Origin of the sequence: Halomonas litopenaei, from assembly GCF_003045775.1 — a bacterium.
In the GTDB taxonomy this organism is placed as follows: domain Bacteria; phylum Pseudomonadota; class Gammaproteobacteria; order Pseudomonadales; family Halomonadaceae; genus Halomonas; species Halomonas litopenaei.
On record NZ_PXNS01000001.1, the window covers coordinates 82,804 to 96,620 of the forward strand.

General features: G+C 65.7%; 9 protein-coding genes. 4 read left to right on the forward strand and 5 right to left on the reverse strand.

All coding sequences use genetic code 11. The annotated features are described in order from the left end of the window. Nucleotides 1-37: 37 nt before the first annotated feature. Nucleotides 38-1,693, reverse strand: a complete 1,656-nt coding sequence (locus tag C6W88_RS00405) for an ABC transporter permease (RefSeq protein ID WP_231498506.1) — start codon at nt 1,691-1,693, stop codon at nt 38-40. A gap of 217 nt (nt 1,694-1,910) precedes the next feature. On the opposite strand from C6W88_RS00405, the gene C6W88_RS00410 reads away from it, so the two are divergent. The 3 genes from C6W88_RS00410 to C6W88_RS00420 are packed head-to-tail and all read left to right on the forward strand — an operon-like array spanning nt 1,911 to nt 6,726. After that, a complete protein-coding gene (locus tag C6W88_RS00410; RefSeq protein WP_045991382.1) occupies nt 1,911-2,504 on the forward strand; it encodes a TetR/AcrR family transcriptional regulator in 594 nt (197 codons plus the stop codon). Between the two features lie 16 nt (nt 2,505-2,520). Continuing rightward, a complete protein-coding gene (locus C6W88_RS00415) occupies nt 2,521-3,678 on the forward strand; it encodes an efflux RND transporter periplasmic adaptor subunit (protein WP_108131137.1) in 1,158 nt (385 codons plus the stop codon). Nucleotides 3,679-3,681: 3 nt separating this feature from the next. Continuing rightward, complete coding sequence (locus C6W88_RS00420; RefSeq protein ID WP_108131138.1) at nt 3,682-6,726, forward strand: efflux RND transporter permease subunit; 3,045 nt, start codon at nt 3,682-3,684, stop codon at nt 6,724-6,726. Nucleotides 6,727-6,809: 83 nt separating this feature from the next. Here C6W88_RS00420 and C6W88_RS00425 read toward each other — a convergent pair whose 3' ends face one another. The 4 genes from C6W88_RS00425 to dctP form a co-directional block, all read right to left on the reverse strand. Then, the gene (locus C6W88_RS00425; protein WP_108131139.1) at nt 6,810-7,769 is read right to left on the reverse strand and encodes an alpha/beta hydrolase family protein; all 960 of its coding nucleotides are present in this window, start codon (nt 7,767-7,769) and stop codon (nt 6,810-6,812) included. 196 nt (nt 7,770-7,965) lie between these two features. Further along, a complete protein-coding gene (locus C6W88_RS00430) occupies nt 7,966-9,294 on the reverse strand; it encodes a TRAP transporter large permease (protein ID WP_045991386.1) in 1,329 nt (442 codons plus the stop codon). Then, nucleotides 9,291-9,803, reverse strand: a complete 513-nt coding sequence (locus tag C6W88_RS00435) for a TRAP transporter small permease subunit (protein WP_045991387.1) — start codon at nt 9,801-9,803, stop codon at nt 9,291-9,293. Before C6W88_RS00435 ends, C6W88_RS00430 begins: the two co-directional genes overlap by 4 nt. A gap of 86 nt (nt 9,804-9,889) precedes the next feature. Continuing rightward, complete coding sequence (dctP, locus tag C6W88_RS00440) at nt 9,890-10,996, reverse strand: TRAP transporter substrate-binding protein DctP (RefSeq protein ID WP_108131140.1); 1,107 nt, start codon at nt 10,994-10,996, stop codon at nt 9,890-9,892. Nucleotides 10,997-11,370: 374 nt separating this feature from the next. Here dctP and C6W88_RS00445 point away from each other — a divergent pair, with 374 nt between their 5' ends. Beyond that, nucleotides 11,371-13,788 (forward strand): tRNA(Met) cytidine acetyltransferase TmcA, encoded by a 2,418-nt coding sequence (locus tag C6W88_RS00445; RefSeq protein ID WP_108131141.1) that lies wholly within the window; start codon nt 11,371-11,373, stop codon nt 13,786-13,788. Nucleotides 13,789-13,817: the final 29 nt, after the last annotated feature.

The following is a 13,817-nucleotide window of genomic DNA, read 5'->3' on the forward strand; positions in this document are numbered from 1 at the left end:
ACTATTCGTATCCAGTCGTATCCAGCAGGGGCCAGCGTCAGTCGCTGGCCTGGCCCGGGCGCGAGCGGCGCATCGCCAGGCTCAGCAGCACCACCGGAATGATCCCCACGGCAACGATGGCCAGGGACGCTGTCGAGGCCTCGGCCAGGCGTTCGTCAGCGGCCAGGTTGTGGGCTCGCACCGCCAGGGTGTCGAAGTTGAACGGGCGCAGGATGATGGTGGCCGGCAGCTCCTTCATCACGTCGACGAAGACCAGGATCCCGGCGGCCAGCAGGCTGCCGCGCATGATCGGCGTATGCACCTTGCGCAGGGTGCCGGTGGCGGTCTCGCCGAGGGTCCGGGCCGCCGCGTCCATCGACGGGGTGACCTTGCCCAGGCTCGCTTCCACGGCGTTGAACGACACCGCGAGAAAACGCACCACATAGGCATAGATCAGGATAAAGGCGGTACCGCTGAGGATCAGGCCGATCACCTCCCCGGTGGCGGCCTTGTACAGCTGGTTGAGCTGGACGTCGACCCAGGCGAAGGGGATCAGGATGCCTACCGCTACCACCGAACCCGGAATCGCGTAGCCCAGCGAGGCCACCCGAGTGGCCGTGCGGGTCAGCGGGCCCTGTTCGAGTCGGGCGCCATAGCTCAGCACCACCGCCAGCCCCACCGCGATCAGGGCGGCGACGGCTGCCAGCAGCAGGCTGTTGCCGGCGTACTCGAAAAAGGCGCTGCCCAGCACGCTGTCTCCGGCCTTCAGCGCCATGTACCCCAGCAGCAGGCAGGGCAACAGGAAGCCCACCGTCACCGGCAGCGCGCAGGCCAGGGTGGCCGCCCAGGCGCGTGCACCGCTTAGACGGTACTCCGGTAGTTGCTGGTAGCGGTGAGAGGTGTGGTGGAAGCGGCGCTTGCCCCGGGACCAGCGCTCCAGCAGCACGAACAGGATCACGAAGGCCAGCAGGCACGCCGCCAACTGGGCGGCGGCGACCTGTTCGCCAAGTCCGAACCAGGTGCGATAGATGCCGGTGGTGAAGGTATCCACGCCGAAGTACTGCACCGCGCCGAACTCGTTGAGGGTTTCCATCAAGGCCAGCGACACGCCCCCCACCAGCGCCGGTCGCGCCAGCGGTACCGCCACCTGGGTAAACATTTGCCAGGGGCCGCGGCCCAGGGTGCGTCCCACGTCGAGCATGCACACCGACTGCTCGAGGAAGGCCGCCCTGGCCAGCATGTACACGTAGGGGTAGAGCACCAGGGTGATCAGGGTGGCGGCACCCGGTAACGAGCGGATGTCGGGAAACCAGTAGTCCCCGCGGGACCAGCCGAAGGCTTCGCGCAGGGCCTCCTGCACCGGCCCTGCGTACTGCAGAAAGTCGGTGTAGGCGTAGGCGATGACGTAGGTGGGTACCGCCAACGGCAGCAGCATGGCCCATTCGAACAGGCGCTTGCCGGGAAAACGGCACATCACTACCAGCCAGGCGCAGCCGGTACCGATGGCCAGGGTACCAAGGCCGACGCTGAGTACCAGGAACAGGGTGTTGAGCAGATAACGCGTCAGCACAGTGTCGGCCAGGTGACGCCAGATATCGCCGGCGGGCACCAGAATATGGGCCAGGATCACCAGCACCGGCAGTGCCACCACCGCGGCGACAGCCAGCGTCAACCAGCCCCAGCGCGAAAGCCGCCGGGAACGAACCTTGGCCACGGAATGAGTACTGCTGGACACGGACGGACTCCTGCTGCGGGCACCGCTGACGGACGGGAGGCCAGATCATACCAGTCCGTGCCGGCGGCTGCAGTTGGCCATCAAGGGGAGGCATGGAGGCGCGCACCAAACGGAAGTGAGACCTTGGCTCGGCGGGCTTTGAAAGTGAATAACTATTCATTTATTTTAAGAGGCATCTCAAAAGAGGGTAAATGTCATGCGCCCACGCGACGACACCAAGCGGGTGGCACTGCTCGAGGCGACCCTGGTCGAGGTCACCGAGCACGGCTTCGGCGTGGCCTCGGTGGCCCGTATCGCACGTCGCGCCAGGGTGTCGCCCGCCACCCTCTATATCCACTTTGCCGACAAGGACGCCCTGCTGGAGGCGACCTTTGTGCACGTCTGTGACCAGCTGATTGATACCGCCCTGGAGGCCTTCGATGCGGCACTCGAGCTGCGCCAGGCGCTGCGCGAGATGTGGCATGCGCTGTTTCATCTGGCCCTCGACCAGCCGCGCCTGTTTCGCTTCCACGACGCCTTCAGCCATTCGGTATGGATGAATGATCGGGTCCGCGAGCGCAACGATCTGCGCCTGGCGCCCTTGCTCGATGCCATCGCCCAGGGGCATCGGGATGGCGTGCTCAAGCCGGTTGGGCTTGCGCTGCTGGAAAGCTTCATGTTCCGCCCGATCTACCACCTGGTGCAGAGCCAGGGGAGCCACCCGTTCGAGCCCACCCACACCAATATCGACCAGGCCTTTGCGATGGCCTGGGACGCCATTGCCGTTCGCCACGACAACCCGCGTCCCTGACGCCTCAGGAGCCCCCATGACCTTCTCTACGTTTCCTCCGACGTCGCGCCTTGAGCGCCTGCTGGCCAGGTTCAGTCTGCTTGCCGTCGTGGCGCTTGTCGCCGGCTGTGAATCCGACCAACCGCCCTTGTCCCAGCAGCAGGTACACCCGGTGAAGCTGGTGTCGCTGGACGCCGGGCGCCAGGGCATGTTGATGCGTTATCCCGGCCAGGTGCAGGCCTCGGAGCGTTCGGAGCTGTCGTTCCGGGTCGGTGGGGAGCTGCGCGAGCTGGCCGTGCAGCCGGGGGATGAGGTGGAAGCGGGGGACCTTATCGCCCGCCTCGATGATCGTGATGCCAAGAGCCAGCTGGCCAACGCCCGTTCGAGCTACAACCTGGCCGAGGCGACCTACGAGCGTATGCGTATCTCGCTGGAGCGTGGTGCCATCAGTCGGTCCCGCTTCGACGAGGCGCGTGCCGAGTTTCTGTCGGCCCAGGCCCAGCTCAAGCAGGCCCAGGACCAGCTCAGCTACACCGAGCTCAGCGCGCCCTTCAGCGGCGTGATCGCGTCGGTCCCGGTGGACAACTATCAGGTGGTCGGTGCCCAGCAGACCATCGCCGAGCTGCAGCAGCCGGGATCCATCGACGTGACCTTCCAACTGCCTGAGCAGCAGGTCCGCCGGATCAATGACGAGCGCGCCCAGGCGGTGCAGGACGGCGAGGATGCGGTGGTCTGGGTGACCTTCGCCGAGAACCAGCAGCAGCGCTACCCGGCCCGCTACAAGGAGCACGACAGCAGCGTCAGCCAGGGGTCGCTGAGCTATGAGGTCACCCTGACCTTGCCTGAACCCGACGACATCACGGTGCTGTCGGGCATGAGCGCCACGGTGCTGCTGGACATGAGCGCCCTGACCGGTGATAGCCAGGATCCCTGGCGGGTGCCGGTGGCGGCGGTGGCCACGCGGGAATCGCAGCCTGACCAGGCGGTGGTGTGGCGCTTCGTGCCCGACGACGAGTCCCGCGCCGATGGCCCTGGACGTGTCGAGGCGGTGCCGGTCGTGCCGGGGCGCATCACCACCCAGGGGATGCTGATCGAGGGCGAGCTCGAGGCCGGCGACCGGCTGGTCGCCGCCGGTGCCGAACGCATGCAGGAAGGACGCAGGGTACGACCCTGGATCAAGGAAGAGGGGCTCTGATCGATGGTCGACTACTTTCTGCGCCAGAAGGTCATCAGCTGGATGATCACCCTGCTGCTGGCCGTCGGCGGGGTGGTGTCTTTCTTCGGGCTCGGGCAGCTGGAGTTTCCCGAGTTCACCATCCGCAACGCCATCATTTCGACCCAGTACCCCGGCGCCACGCCAGAACAGGTAGAAGAGGAGGTCACCCTGCGCCTGGAGAAGGCGATCCAGCAGATGCCCGACCTGAAGCGGGTCAGCTCGGTCAACGCCGACGGCCTGTCGCAGATCACCGTGGAGCTCGAGAACACGGTGCGCGAGCACGAACTTGCCCAGTACTGGGACCTGCTGCGGCGCAAGATCAGCGACGTCCAGGCCGAGCTGCCCCCCGGCGCCGGGACCTCCATCGTCAACGATGACTTCGGTGACGTCTTCGGCCTGCTGTTGACCCTGACCGGCGAGGACTACAGCCAGCAGGACCTAGAAGACCACGCCGACCTGCTGCAGCGGGAGCTGCGCCTGGTCGACGGGGTCAAGAAGGTCGCCATCGCCGGCACCGTGCAGGACCAGGTGGTGGTGTCGCTGGACCGTGACCGGATGCGCGCGCTGGGGATCTCGCCACAGCAGTTGAGTGACCTGCTCAACGCCCAGAACGTGGTGGGCGACGCGGGCCATATCAAGCTCGATGGCCTGTCGCTGTCGGTGCAGCCCACCGGCGAGTTCGACAGCGTCGAGTCGCTCGAGCGGCTGGTGGTGGGCCGTCCCGGTGACGGCCTGATCCGCCTTGGCGATATCGCCGAGGTCACTCGCCAGACCACCGATACGCCCCAGTTGCTCTACCACGCAGGGGGGCAGTCCGCGCTGTCCATCGGCATCTCGTTTGGTTCCGGCGTCAACGTGGTGGAGGTCGGCGAACGGGTCGAGAAGCGGCTTTCTGAGCTCGAACAGCGCATGCCGCTGGGCATGGAACTGGCCACCGTCTACCACCAGCCCGAGGTGGTGGAGGACGCGGTCAACGGCTTTCTGATCAACCTGGCCGAGGCGGTCGGCATCGTCATACTGGTGCTGTTGCTGTTCATGGGGGTGCGTAGCGGGCTGCTGATGGGCCTGATCCTGCTGCTGACCATCCTCGGCACCTTCATCATGATGTCGATTCACGGCATCCAGCTGCAGAAGATCTCGCTGGGCGCCTTGATCATTGCCCTCGGCATGCTGGTGGACAACGCCATCGTGGTCACCGAGGGCATGATGATCGGCCTTGCCCGGGGCAAGACCAAGCGCCAGGCGGCGCTGGAGGTGGTCGGTCAGAATCGCCTGCCGCTGCTGGGTGCCACGGTCATCGCGATCACCGCCTTTGCTCCCATCGGGCTGTCGCCGGACGCTACCGGCGAGTTCGTCGGGTCACTGTTCTGGGTATTGTGCTATTCGTTGTTCCTGAGCTGGATCACCGCCCTGACCCTGACCCCCTTCTTCTTCGATCTGTTCTTCAAGGAACGCATCGAAGCGGGCGAGGAGGGGGATAGCGATCCCTATCGTGGCCTGCTGTTCCGGGTGTTTCGCCGCCTGCTGGTGGTGGGGATTCGGTTCCGCTACCTGACATTGGTGCTGGCGGTGGCGCTGCTGGCCGGTGCCTTGTCGCTGTCGGGGCAGGTCAAGAACGCCTTCTTTCCCGACGCCACCACTCCGCTGTTCTTTGCCGATGTGTGGTTGCCGGAGGGCACCGACGTGCTGGAGACCGAGCGCACCATCGCGCGCCTCGAGACGCAGGTGCTGGAGATGCAGGACGTGACCCGGGTGACCAGCGTGATCGGTGGCGGCGCACAGCGCTTCACCCTGACCTATGCCCCCGAGGACCGCTATGCGAGTTTTGGTCAGCTGATCGTCGAGACCGAGGACCGCGCGTCCCGGGAAGCCCGCATGAAAGAGGTGATCGAGACCCTGCGCGAGGACTTCCCCCGGGTCCAGTACAAGGTCCAGGCGTTGCAGGTCGGCCCCTCGGCCAAGGCCAGCATCGAGGCGCGCATCTACGGTGACGACCCCGAGACCCTGCACCGCCTGGGCGCCAAGGTGCGTGGCATCTTCCAGGACGAGCCGATGACCGACAGCATCCGACTGTCCTGGAGCAATCGCGAGAGCGTCATCGTGCCCGAGTTCCTCGAGCAACAGGCACGTCGCGTCGGAGTCACCCGGGACGCCCTGCACCAGGCGCTCAGGCTCAACAATGACGGCGAGCAGGTCGGCGTCTACCGCGAAGGCAGCGAGCTGATTCCGATCGTGATGCGCTCCCGGGAGGACCAGCGCCACGACATCGACAACCTCAGCGCGGTCAACGTCTGGAGTGAAGAGCAGGGACGTTATCTCAGCGCCGGCAACGTGCTCGGCGAGCTGCACACCGAGCTGCGTGATCCGCTGATCAAGCGCCGTGACCGGCGTCGCATGCTGGCGGTGTACGCCGAGCCGATGCCGCTGTCCGGTGAGACCGCCGCCAGCGTGCTGGCGCGGCTGCGTCCCCAGGTCGAGGCCATCGAGCTGCCGCCGGGCTATGCCATCGAATGGGGCGGTGAGTACGAAACTGCCAGCGACGCCCAGAAGGCGCTGCTGTCATCGCTGCCCATGGGCCTGCTCGGGATGTTCATCATCACCGTGCTGCTGTTTGGCCGGCTGCGCCAGGCGCTGGCGATCTGGTCGATCGTGCCGCTGATGCTGATCGGTATCATCGGTGGCCTGGCGTTGCTCGGGGCGCCCTTCACCTTCATGGCGCTGCTCGGCACCTTGAGCCTGATCGGCATGGTGCTGAAGAACGCCATCGTGCTGATGGAAGAGATCAACGTGCAGCGTGGCCAGCAGGACAATGCCCACGACGCCGTGATCCAGGCCGCGGTCAGTCGTGTGCGGCCGGTGACCATGGCCGCCGTGACCACCATGCTGGGGATGCTGCCGCTGTTCACCGATGCCTTCTTCGCCTCCATGGCGGTGGTCATCGTGTTCGGTCTGGGCGTCGCCACCCTGTTGACCCTGGTGATCCTGCCGGTGGTGTATTGCACCTTGATGCGAATTCGCGCCGACTGATCCTGCCGCCGCTGTCTAGCCACCCGCACCCTGGTGCGAGTGCGCGCCGGCTGATTCTGGCGCGACATTCCAACCGCCGCTGCCTAGCCGCCGGCCCCCTGAACGCTGGCCCCATGGGGGCCAGCCTCGTCGGCGATGGGGGACCAGGGGGCGTCTGACACGCCATCTGGCTGCGTCGACGGGGCCCGCTCCACCAGCCAGGAAGAAACCAGCGGCCACAGGGTGTCACGGTGGCGGCGGCGAAATCCTTCCAGGTGCCCCAGCACACCACTGCCCATTACCCTGGGAGACAGCTGCAGGCGCTTGATCGAAGCCCCGGTGAAGTAGCCTGCCAGCAGGTCGATGCTGTCGCTGCTGGCGTAGGGGTCGTCGTCTAGCCCCACCACCAACAGAGGTAACGCCACGCGGGCGAATCGCACTTCGGCGTTGAGTTCCGGGTCGTCGAAGAAGTAGCGCGGCAGGCTGGTCCAGCGACTGCACTGGCGAGCCACACCATCGGGCACGTCTTCACCGATACCGAGCCGTCGGCAGGGCACATAGCCTTTGATGCGGGACAGCAAGGGAAACACCAGCTTGAACAGCATCCAGGCGCGCAGCCTCAGCCAGGGTGATGAGATGAAGCGCAGACAGCTGGCATTACAGGCGATCAGCACCGCGCCGCTCAAGTGTCGACTGGCGTCGCCCAGGCCGATGGCATGGCCACCGAAGCTGTGACCGATGGCAAGCAGCGGCAAGTCCGGCCAGTGCTGGCGAGCCCACTGGGTCACGCTGTCGGCGTCTAGCTCGGCCCAGTCCTGCATGCGCACCCCCAGTTTCTCGAGATGCTCCGGTCGCGACCGCCCGATGCCGCGATAGTCGTAGCTCAGCACGTGGAAGCCTTGCTCGGCCAGGAATAGTGCGAAGGCCTGATAAAGGCGTTGTGACACCGCCGAAGCGGAGTGAATGATCACCACCCCACGCAGCGGCTGTGTGGCCTCGAAGTGGCTGGCGCCGAGCGGATAGGCATCGGAGGCGGAGAGGGTGAAGCGGGTCACGTTGGCCATGATGCTGCCCTTGCACAGAGTGTCTAAGAACTCTTAATACGATGCAGGAACGGCGTCGAGGCTTTACCCAATCAGGAGCGCGAGGGGGTGAAAAGTCGAAGAATATGCCGGAAACGCACTGTCAAAATCGTCGTTCTAAACGAGTAGCCCCCGCGAAGCGGGGGCTGTGTGGTTGTGCTGGAGGCTACCCTGAGGGTCAGTAGCCCAGCAGCATCGAGGGCAGGCCTGTGACCAGGGCGGGGAAGTAGGACATCAGCACGCAGGCAATCAATATCAGCGCGCAGAACGGGATCACCGCCTTGTACAGGTCGAGGGTCTCGACCTCCGGTGGCGCCACGCCCTTCAGGTAGAACAGCGCATAGCCGAAGGGCGGGGTCAGGAAGGAGGTCTGCAATACCACCGCCACCATCACCACGAACCACAGCATGTCGACGCCCATGGTCTCGATGATCGGCAGCATGATCGGGAAGCTCAGCAGCACGATGCCGGTCCAGTCGAGGAACATGCCCAGCACGAATACCAGCAGGAACATCAGGATCAGTGCGCCGGTGGTGCCACCGGGCATCGCCAGCACCAGTTCGCTGATCACGTCCATGCCGCCGCCGATGGAGAACACCCCGGTGAAGGCGGTCGCCCCCACCAGCACGAACATCACCATGGTGGTGGTCTTGCCGGCCTCGATGAAGGTGTTGTAGCAGGTCGACAGCTTGCGATCACCGAAGATCAGGAACAGCAGGAAGGCCAGGGTCACGCCGATGGCCGAGGCCTCGGTGGCGGTGGCGATACCGGTGAACAGGGCGCCCAGCACCCCGAGGATCAGGCTCATCGGCGGCAGTACGTACTTGCACAAGCGGATCACCAGCTCCCCGGTGCTGGTCTCGGCACGCTCCTCGGCGCCTACAGGAGGGCCGAAGTCGGGCTTGATCAGGCAGATCACCAGCACGTAGAGCGCGTACATCGAGCCCAGCAGCAGACCCGGCACCAGGGCACCGGCGAACAGCGCACCCACCGACACCGGCGAGTAGCTGGCCATCAGGATCAGCATGATGCTTGGCGGAATCAGGATGCCGAGACAGCCGCTGGCCATGATGACGCCGGCGGACAGGCCCTTGTTGTAGCCGTACTTGAGCATCGGTGCCAGGGCGATCAGGCCCATCACCGCGATGGAGGCGCCGACGATGCCGGTGGTGGCCGCCAGCAGCACCGAGACGATGACCACGGTCAGCGCCAGGCCGCCGCGCACGCGTCCGAGCAACAGGCGCATGCTCTCGAACATTTTCTCGGTGACGCCCGAGTCATTGAGAAAGCGCGCCATCAGAATAAACAGCGGGATCGCCACCAGGACATAATTGTCCATGGCGCGCCCATAGATGTTGTTGATGATGATGCCGAGCACCTGGGGACCGGGGCCGAACCAGGCGCCGAGTACCGCGACACCGCCCAGCACGAAGGCCAACGGGTGGCCCATGAACAGCCCCAGCATCAGGCCTGCAAACATGAAGATGGTCAGAAGTTCAGCGCTCATTTGGCTTCCTCCACGCCCTGGCCTGTCAGCTCATTGATGGCGCGAATGACGATGGCGATGGCCTGCAGAAGGATCAGCACGCTGGCGATGACCAGCACGGCTTTTACTGGGTAGACCGGGATCGAGACGATGCCGTAGGTGGACTCGGCGCGGCTCCAGGAGCGCTCGAAGAAGCGCCAGCTATAGGTGATGAACATGATGATGAAGGGGGTGAAGAACAGCAGGTAGCCGAGCAGGTCGATCAGTGCGCGACCGCGCCGGGAAAGCAGCTGCTTGACGATGTCCACCTCCACATGGGCGTGGTGGCGCAGCCCGTAGGCGGCCATCAGCATGAAATGGGTACCGAACAGCATGGTGGTGACGTCGAAGGCCCAGTCGCTGGGGCGTCCGATAAAGAAGCGCATCGCGATGTCGTAGACCACCACGAGGGTGATGATCGCGATCAGCGGAGCGATCAAACGGCCGAACCACTCGTTCAAGCAGTCGATGGCCTTGGCAATGGCGTTCATGGTGGGGTTCTCGTCGAAGTCCAACGATGACCGGCGGCCTCGCGCAGAGAGCCGCCGGCCGGTAGTGACAGAAACGTGCCTGGTTGTTACTCGAGGCAGGCTTCGATCTCGTCAAGCGACGGCAGGTTGTCGGTGACGCGGCTCATGTTGTAGGGCACCGAGACGTCACGCCACTGGGCGTAGTCCTGCATGTAGCTGATCATCGACTGGTAGACCTTGCCGAGCATCGGGTCCTCGCAGGAACCCTGCACGATCACCTTATTGGTGACCTCCTGGATCTGGGCCAGGTCTTCCTCGGACAGCTGGTTGATGGTGGTGCCGTCCTCGAGGAACTTGGCGGTACCCTCGGTGGACTGCTTCTCGGACCAGGCCAGCGACCAGGCCATGGTAGCCTCGGAGGCGATCTTCAGCTTCTCCTGGGTCTCCTCGGACAGAGCGTCCCAGGCGTCCTTGTTGATCATTACACCGAACACGCTGGCAGACTGGTGCCAGCCCGGCGTCATCCAGTAGTCGGCAACCTCGGAGAAGCCGGCCTTGTAGTCGACACCGGGGGTCGAGAACTCGGCGCCGTCGACCACACCACGCTCGATGGCCTGGTAGATCTCGCCGCCGGCCAGGGTGACCTGGGAACCACCAAGCTGCTCGAGCACCCGCCCCTGGTCACGCCCGGACAGACGCAGACGCTTGCCTTCGATGTCGGCGAGAGACGCGATCGGGGTGCCGCCGCGGAAGCCGGACTCGTTGTTGGTGATACCGTAGGGCAGGTAGACCAGGTTGTACTGGCCGTAGATCTCCTGGTAGAGCTCGAAGCCGCCCCACTGGGTGATCCAGTTCAGGTAGTCCATGCCGTTGAACAGGCTGGGGGTGGCTGCCAGCGGCGAGAACGCCGGGCTGCGGCCGGCCCAGTAGCCCGGCCAGTCGCCGGCGGCCTGGATGCTGCCGGTCTCGGTGGCGTCGAAGACCTCGGTGCCGGGCATCAGGGTGCCGCCAGCGTAGAACTCGATCTGGATCTCGTCCCCGGCCAGCTGGTTGACCAGCTCGGCCCAGTGCTTGTCGATCTGGATCAGGTCGAGGTTTTCCGGCCAGGTGGTGGTCATGGTCCACTTTTCCTGGGCCATGGCGCCACTCGACAGGGCGGCCAGGGCGATGCCGGCAGCCATGCTGGTCAGGGTAAACTTGGTCATTTGCTTCATGCAGGTGCTCCCCGTGGGTTGTTGTGTTCTGTGCAAAGGAGGCGATCGCTGCCTCACCGAAATTGCGTCCGGCACCCTGGGCCATTGTCTTGGGTTCGGTGCCTGGGGGTAGTGGCGTTCCAGCGTGGGGTTGGCCCACGATGGCGCCTCGGCTTCATCAAGCTAGCACGGTCTTCAAGAGATGATCGATGCGACCCATGTCGATGAAACGGCACACTTTTTTGGCGGCTGCACAGTCGATGGCGTGAGAAAAAGTTTCGACAATTCAGCAAAATGAATAAGTTAGAGCGACATCTATGCTGCGCTGCCGTAGTCGGCTCGATCGTTTAATCGGCGCAGCCTTTAGACCAAAGTTGATTTATCAGGGAGCCTTAATGTCCCACTTTTTGACCCGACAGGACCTCGCGCGGCTCGCTGCCTTTCGACAGCAACTGCGAGGGCGGCGCTTTCGCGGCTTGCTGTGGGTGAGCGAGGCTCCTGACCGGGCGCGGGGCGTTGCCCGCGAGTGCCTGGCCCTAGGCGGATGGTCGGCGCCGCTGTGGGTCGGGGAAGCGGCGATCGACGAGGCTGCTGACAGGGCCGGCACCGGGGCCCATGCCAGGGCCGCCAACCCCCCGCCGTCGCTTGAGCGCCTTCCCGCCGCCAAGGCGCGTACCCGGCTCGGCGGCGAGCACGACCTGGTGGTGTTCGACGCCGCCTCGCCAGGCACTGGCCTCGATCCTGACGCCCTGGGGGCGGTGGCCGGCACCCTGGTGGCGGGAGGCCTGCTGGTGCTGTTGACCCCCGACGACGGTGGCCGCCGACCCGACGACGACTACCGCCGCCTGGCGGCTCACCCTTGGCGGCCGGAACAGCTCACGAGCCGTTATCTAGAGCGCTGCCATCGGCTGCTGGCGGGTTTTCCCGGGATGCTGCGCTGGCGGCAGGGGGAGGGCCTGACGGCAACGCCCGATGATGGCCAGGAAAGCCCTTTTGCCGATGGCTCATGTTCAGACAACCCTTGTCCAGACAGCCCGTGTCTAGACAGCCCCGACCCGGATTGCCTGAGCCCCGACCAGGCCGAGGTGGTACGTCGGCTGACGCGGCTCAGGCGTCGCCGCCCGTTGGTGATCACCGCCGACCGTGGTCGCGGCAAGTCGGCGGCGCTGGGCATCGCCTGCGCCCGCCTGCTGGTCAAGGCCGAGCAGCAGTGCCAGGCGCCGCTGGATATCCTGGTGACGGCACCGAGGGCGTCCTCGGTGGCGCCGGTATTCGAGCGCCTGGCGACGCTGCTGCCCGAGGGACAGGGCGACGAAAGGGACTTCGAGGCGCCCGGGGGGCGGGTGCGTTTTATCGCCCCTGACGCACTGACTGACGCCGTCGCCCGGGGGGAAGCCGGCGGCCCCGGCTCGCTGCTGCTGGTGGACGAGGCGGCGGCGATTCCGGCGGCGCTGCTGGGCGAGTGGCTGGCGGCATTTCCGCGGCTCGCCTTCGCCACCACGGTGCACGGCTACGAGGGCTCGGGGCGAGGCTTTGCGTTGCGCTTTCGTCGTCATCTGGAGGCGCAGACGCCCCAGTGGCAGGCCATCGAGCTCAGGACGCCGATACGCTGGGCCGATGGAGACCCCCTTGAGCGGGCCATCGACGCGCTGCTGTGCCTGGATGCAGAACTTCCCACAGTGCCGAAGGGGGCGAGGGTGAGTGCGCCTTGTCCTGGTCAAAAGTTGGCCGAGCTGCCCTGTACCACGCTCGATCGCGAGGTCCTGGCCCGGGACGAAGCCTCCCTGAGAGCCATCTTCGGCCTGCTGGTCCAGGCTCACTACCGCACCACCCCGGCGGACCTGCGGGCGCTGCTTGACGCACCGGCGACCCGCATCTCGATCCTTGGTACACCACGTGCGCCGCTGGCGGTGTGCGTGTACGTCGATGAGGGCGGCTTCGATGCCGATCTGGCCGAGCGAGTGCTGCTGGGACGGCGACGCCCGCGTGGTCACCTGATGGCCCAGTCGCTGGCGGCCCACGCTGGTGAAGCAGCGGCGCTGAAGGCACCCAGCGCCCGCATCACCCGGATTGCCGTACACCCCGACTGGCGCCGCCTGGGGTGCGGGGCGAGGCTAATCCAGGAGGCGGCATGCCAGGCCGAACAGGCCGGCAAGGCGCTGCTGGGGGCGAGCTTCGGCGCCGATCCCGAGCTGCTGGCGTTCTGGCAGGCGCAGGGCTTTCGTCCGGTGCGCCTGGGACTGACCCGGGAGGCCGCCACCGGCGAGCATGCGGCGATGGTGGCGCTGGCCCTGGGGGAGCACAACCGGGACCTGATCGAGCGGCTGTCGCGGCGCTTTGAGCGGCAGTTGCCGGGGCTGCTGGCCTTCGAACTGACACGCCTGTCGCCACCTTTGGTGCTGGCGTTGCTGGCGGGCGTCGAGGACTGCTTCTCGCTCGACGCCGAAGATCGCTTTTCGCTCGACGCCGATGACCGTCGTGAGCTCCAGGACCTGGCCAGGGGCCAGCGCGAGCCGGCGCTGGCGCGTCCGGCCATCCAGGCTCTGGTTCGCCGGCTGGCGTCGCTGTCACTGTCGCCGCCCATGTCGTCGTCCATGTCCAAGGCGAGGTCCAAGGCGAGGTCCAAGGCTGGCGATGACCACGACAGTCTGGCCTGGCTCGCAGCGTGGGCGTTTCAGGGACGTTCGGAAAGTTCCCTGGCGCAGGGGCTATCGCTGCGCGGCAAGGCACAGGTCAAGCAATGGTTGCGGGACGCCGTGGGCCGAGCCCTGGCACTGCTGGAGACCCTTTCCAAGGCCCCGGGGCGAGGGTAGAGTGCCAACATTCGCAAAGGCAGACATAG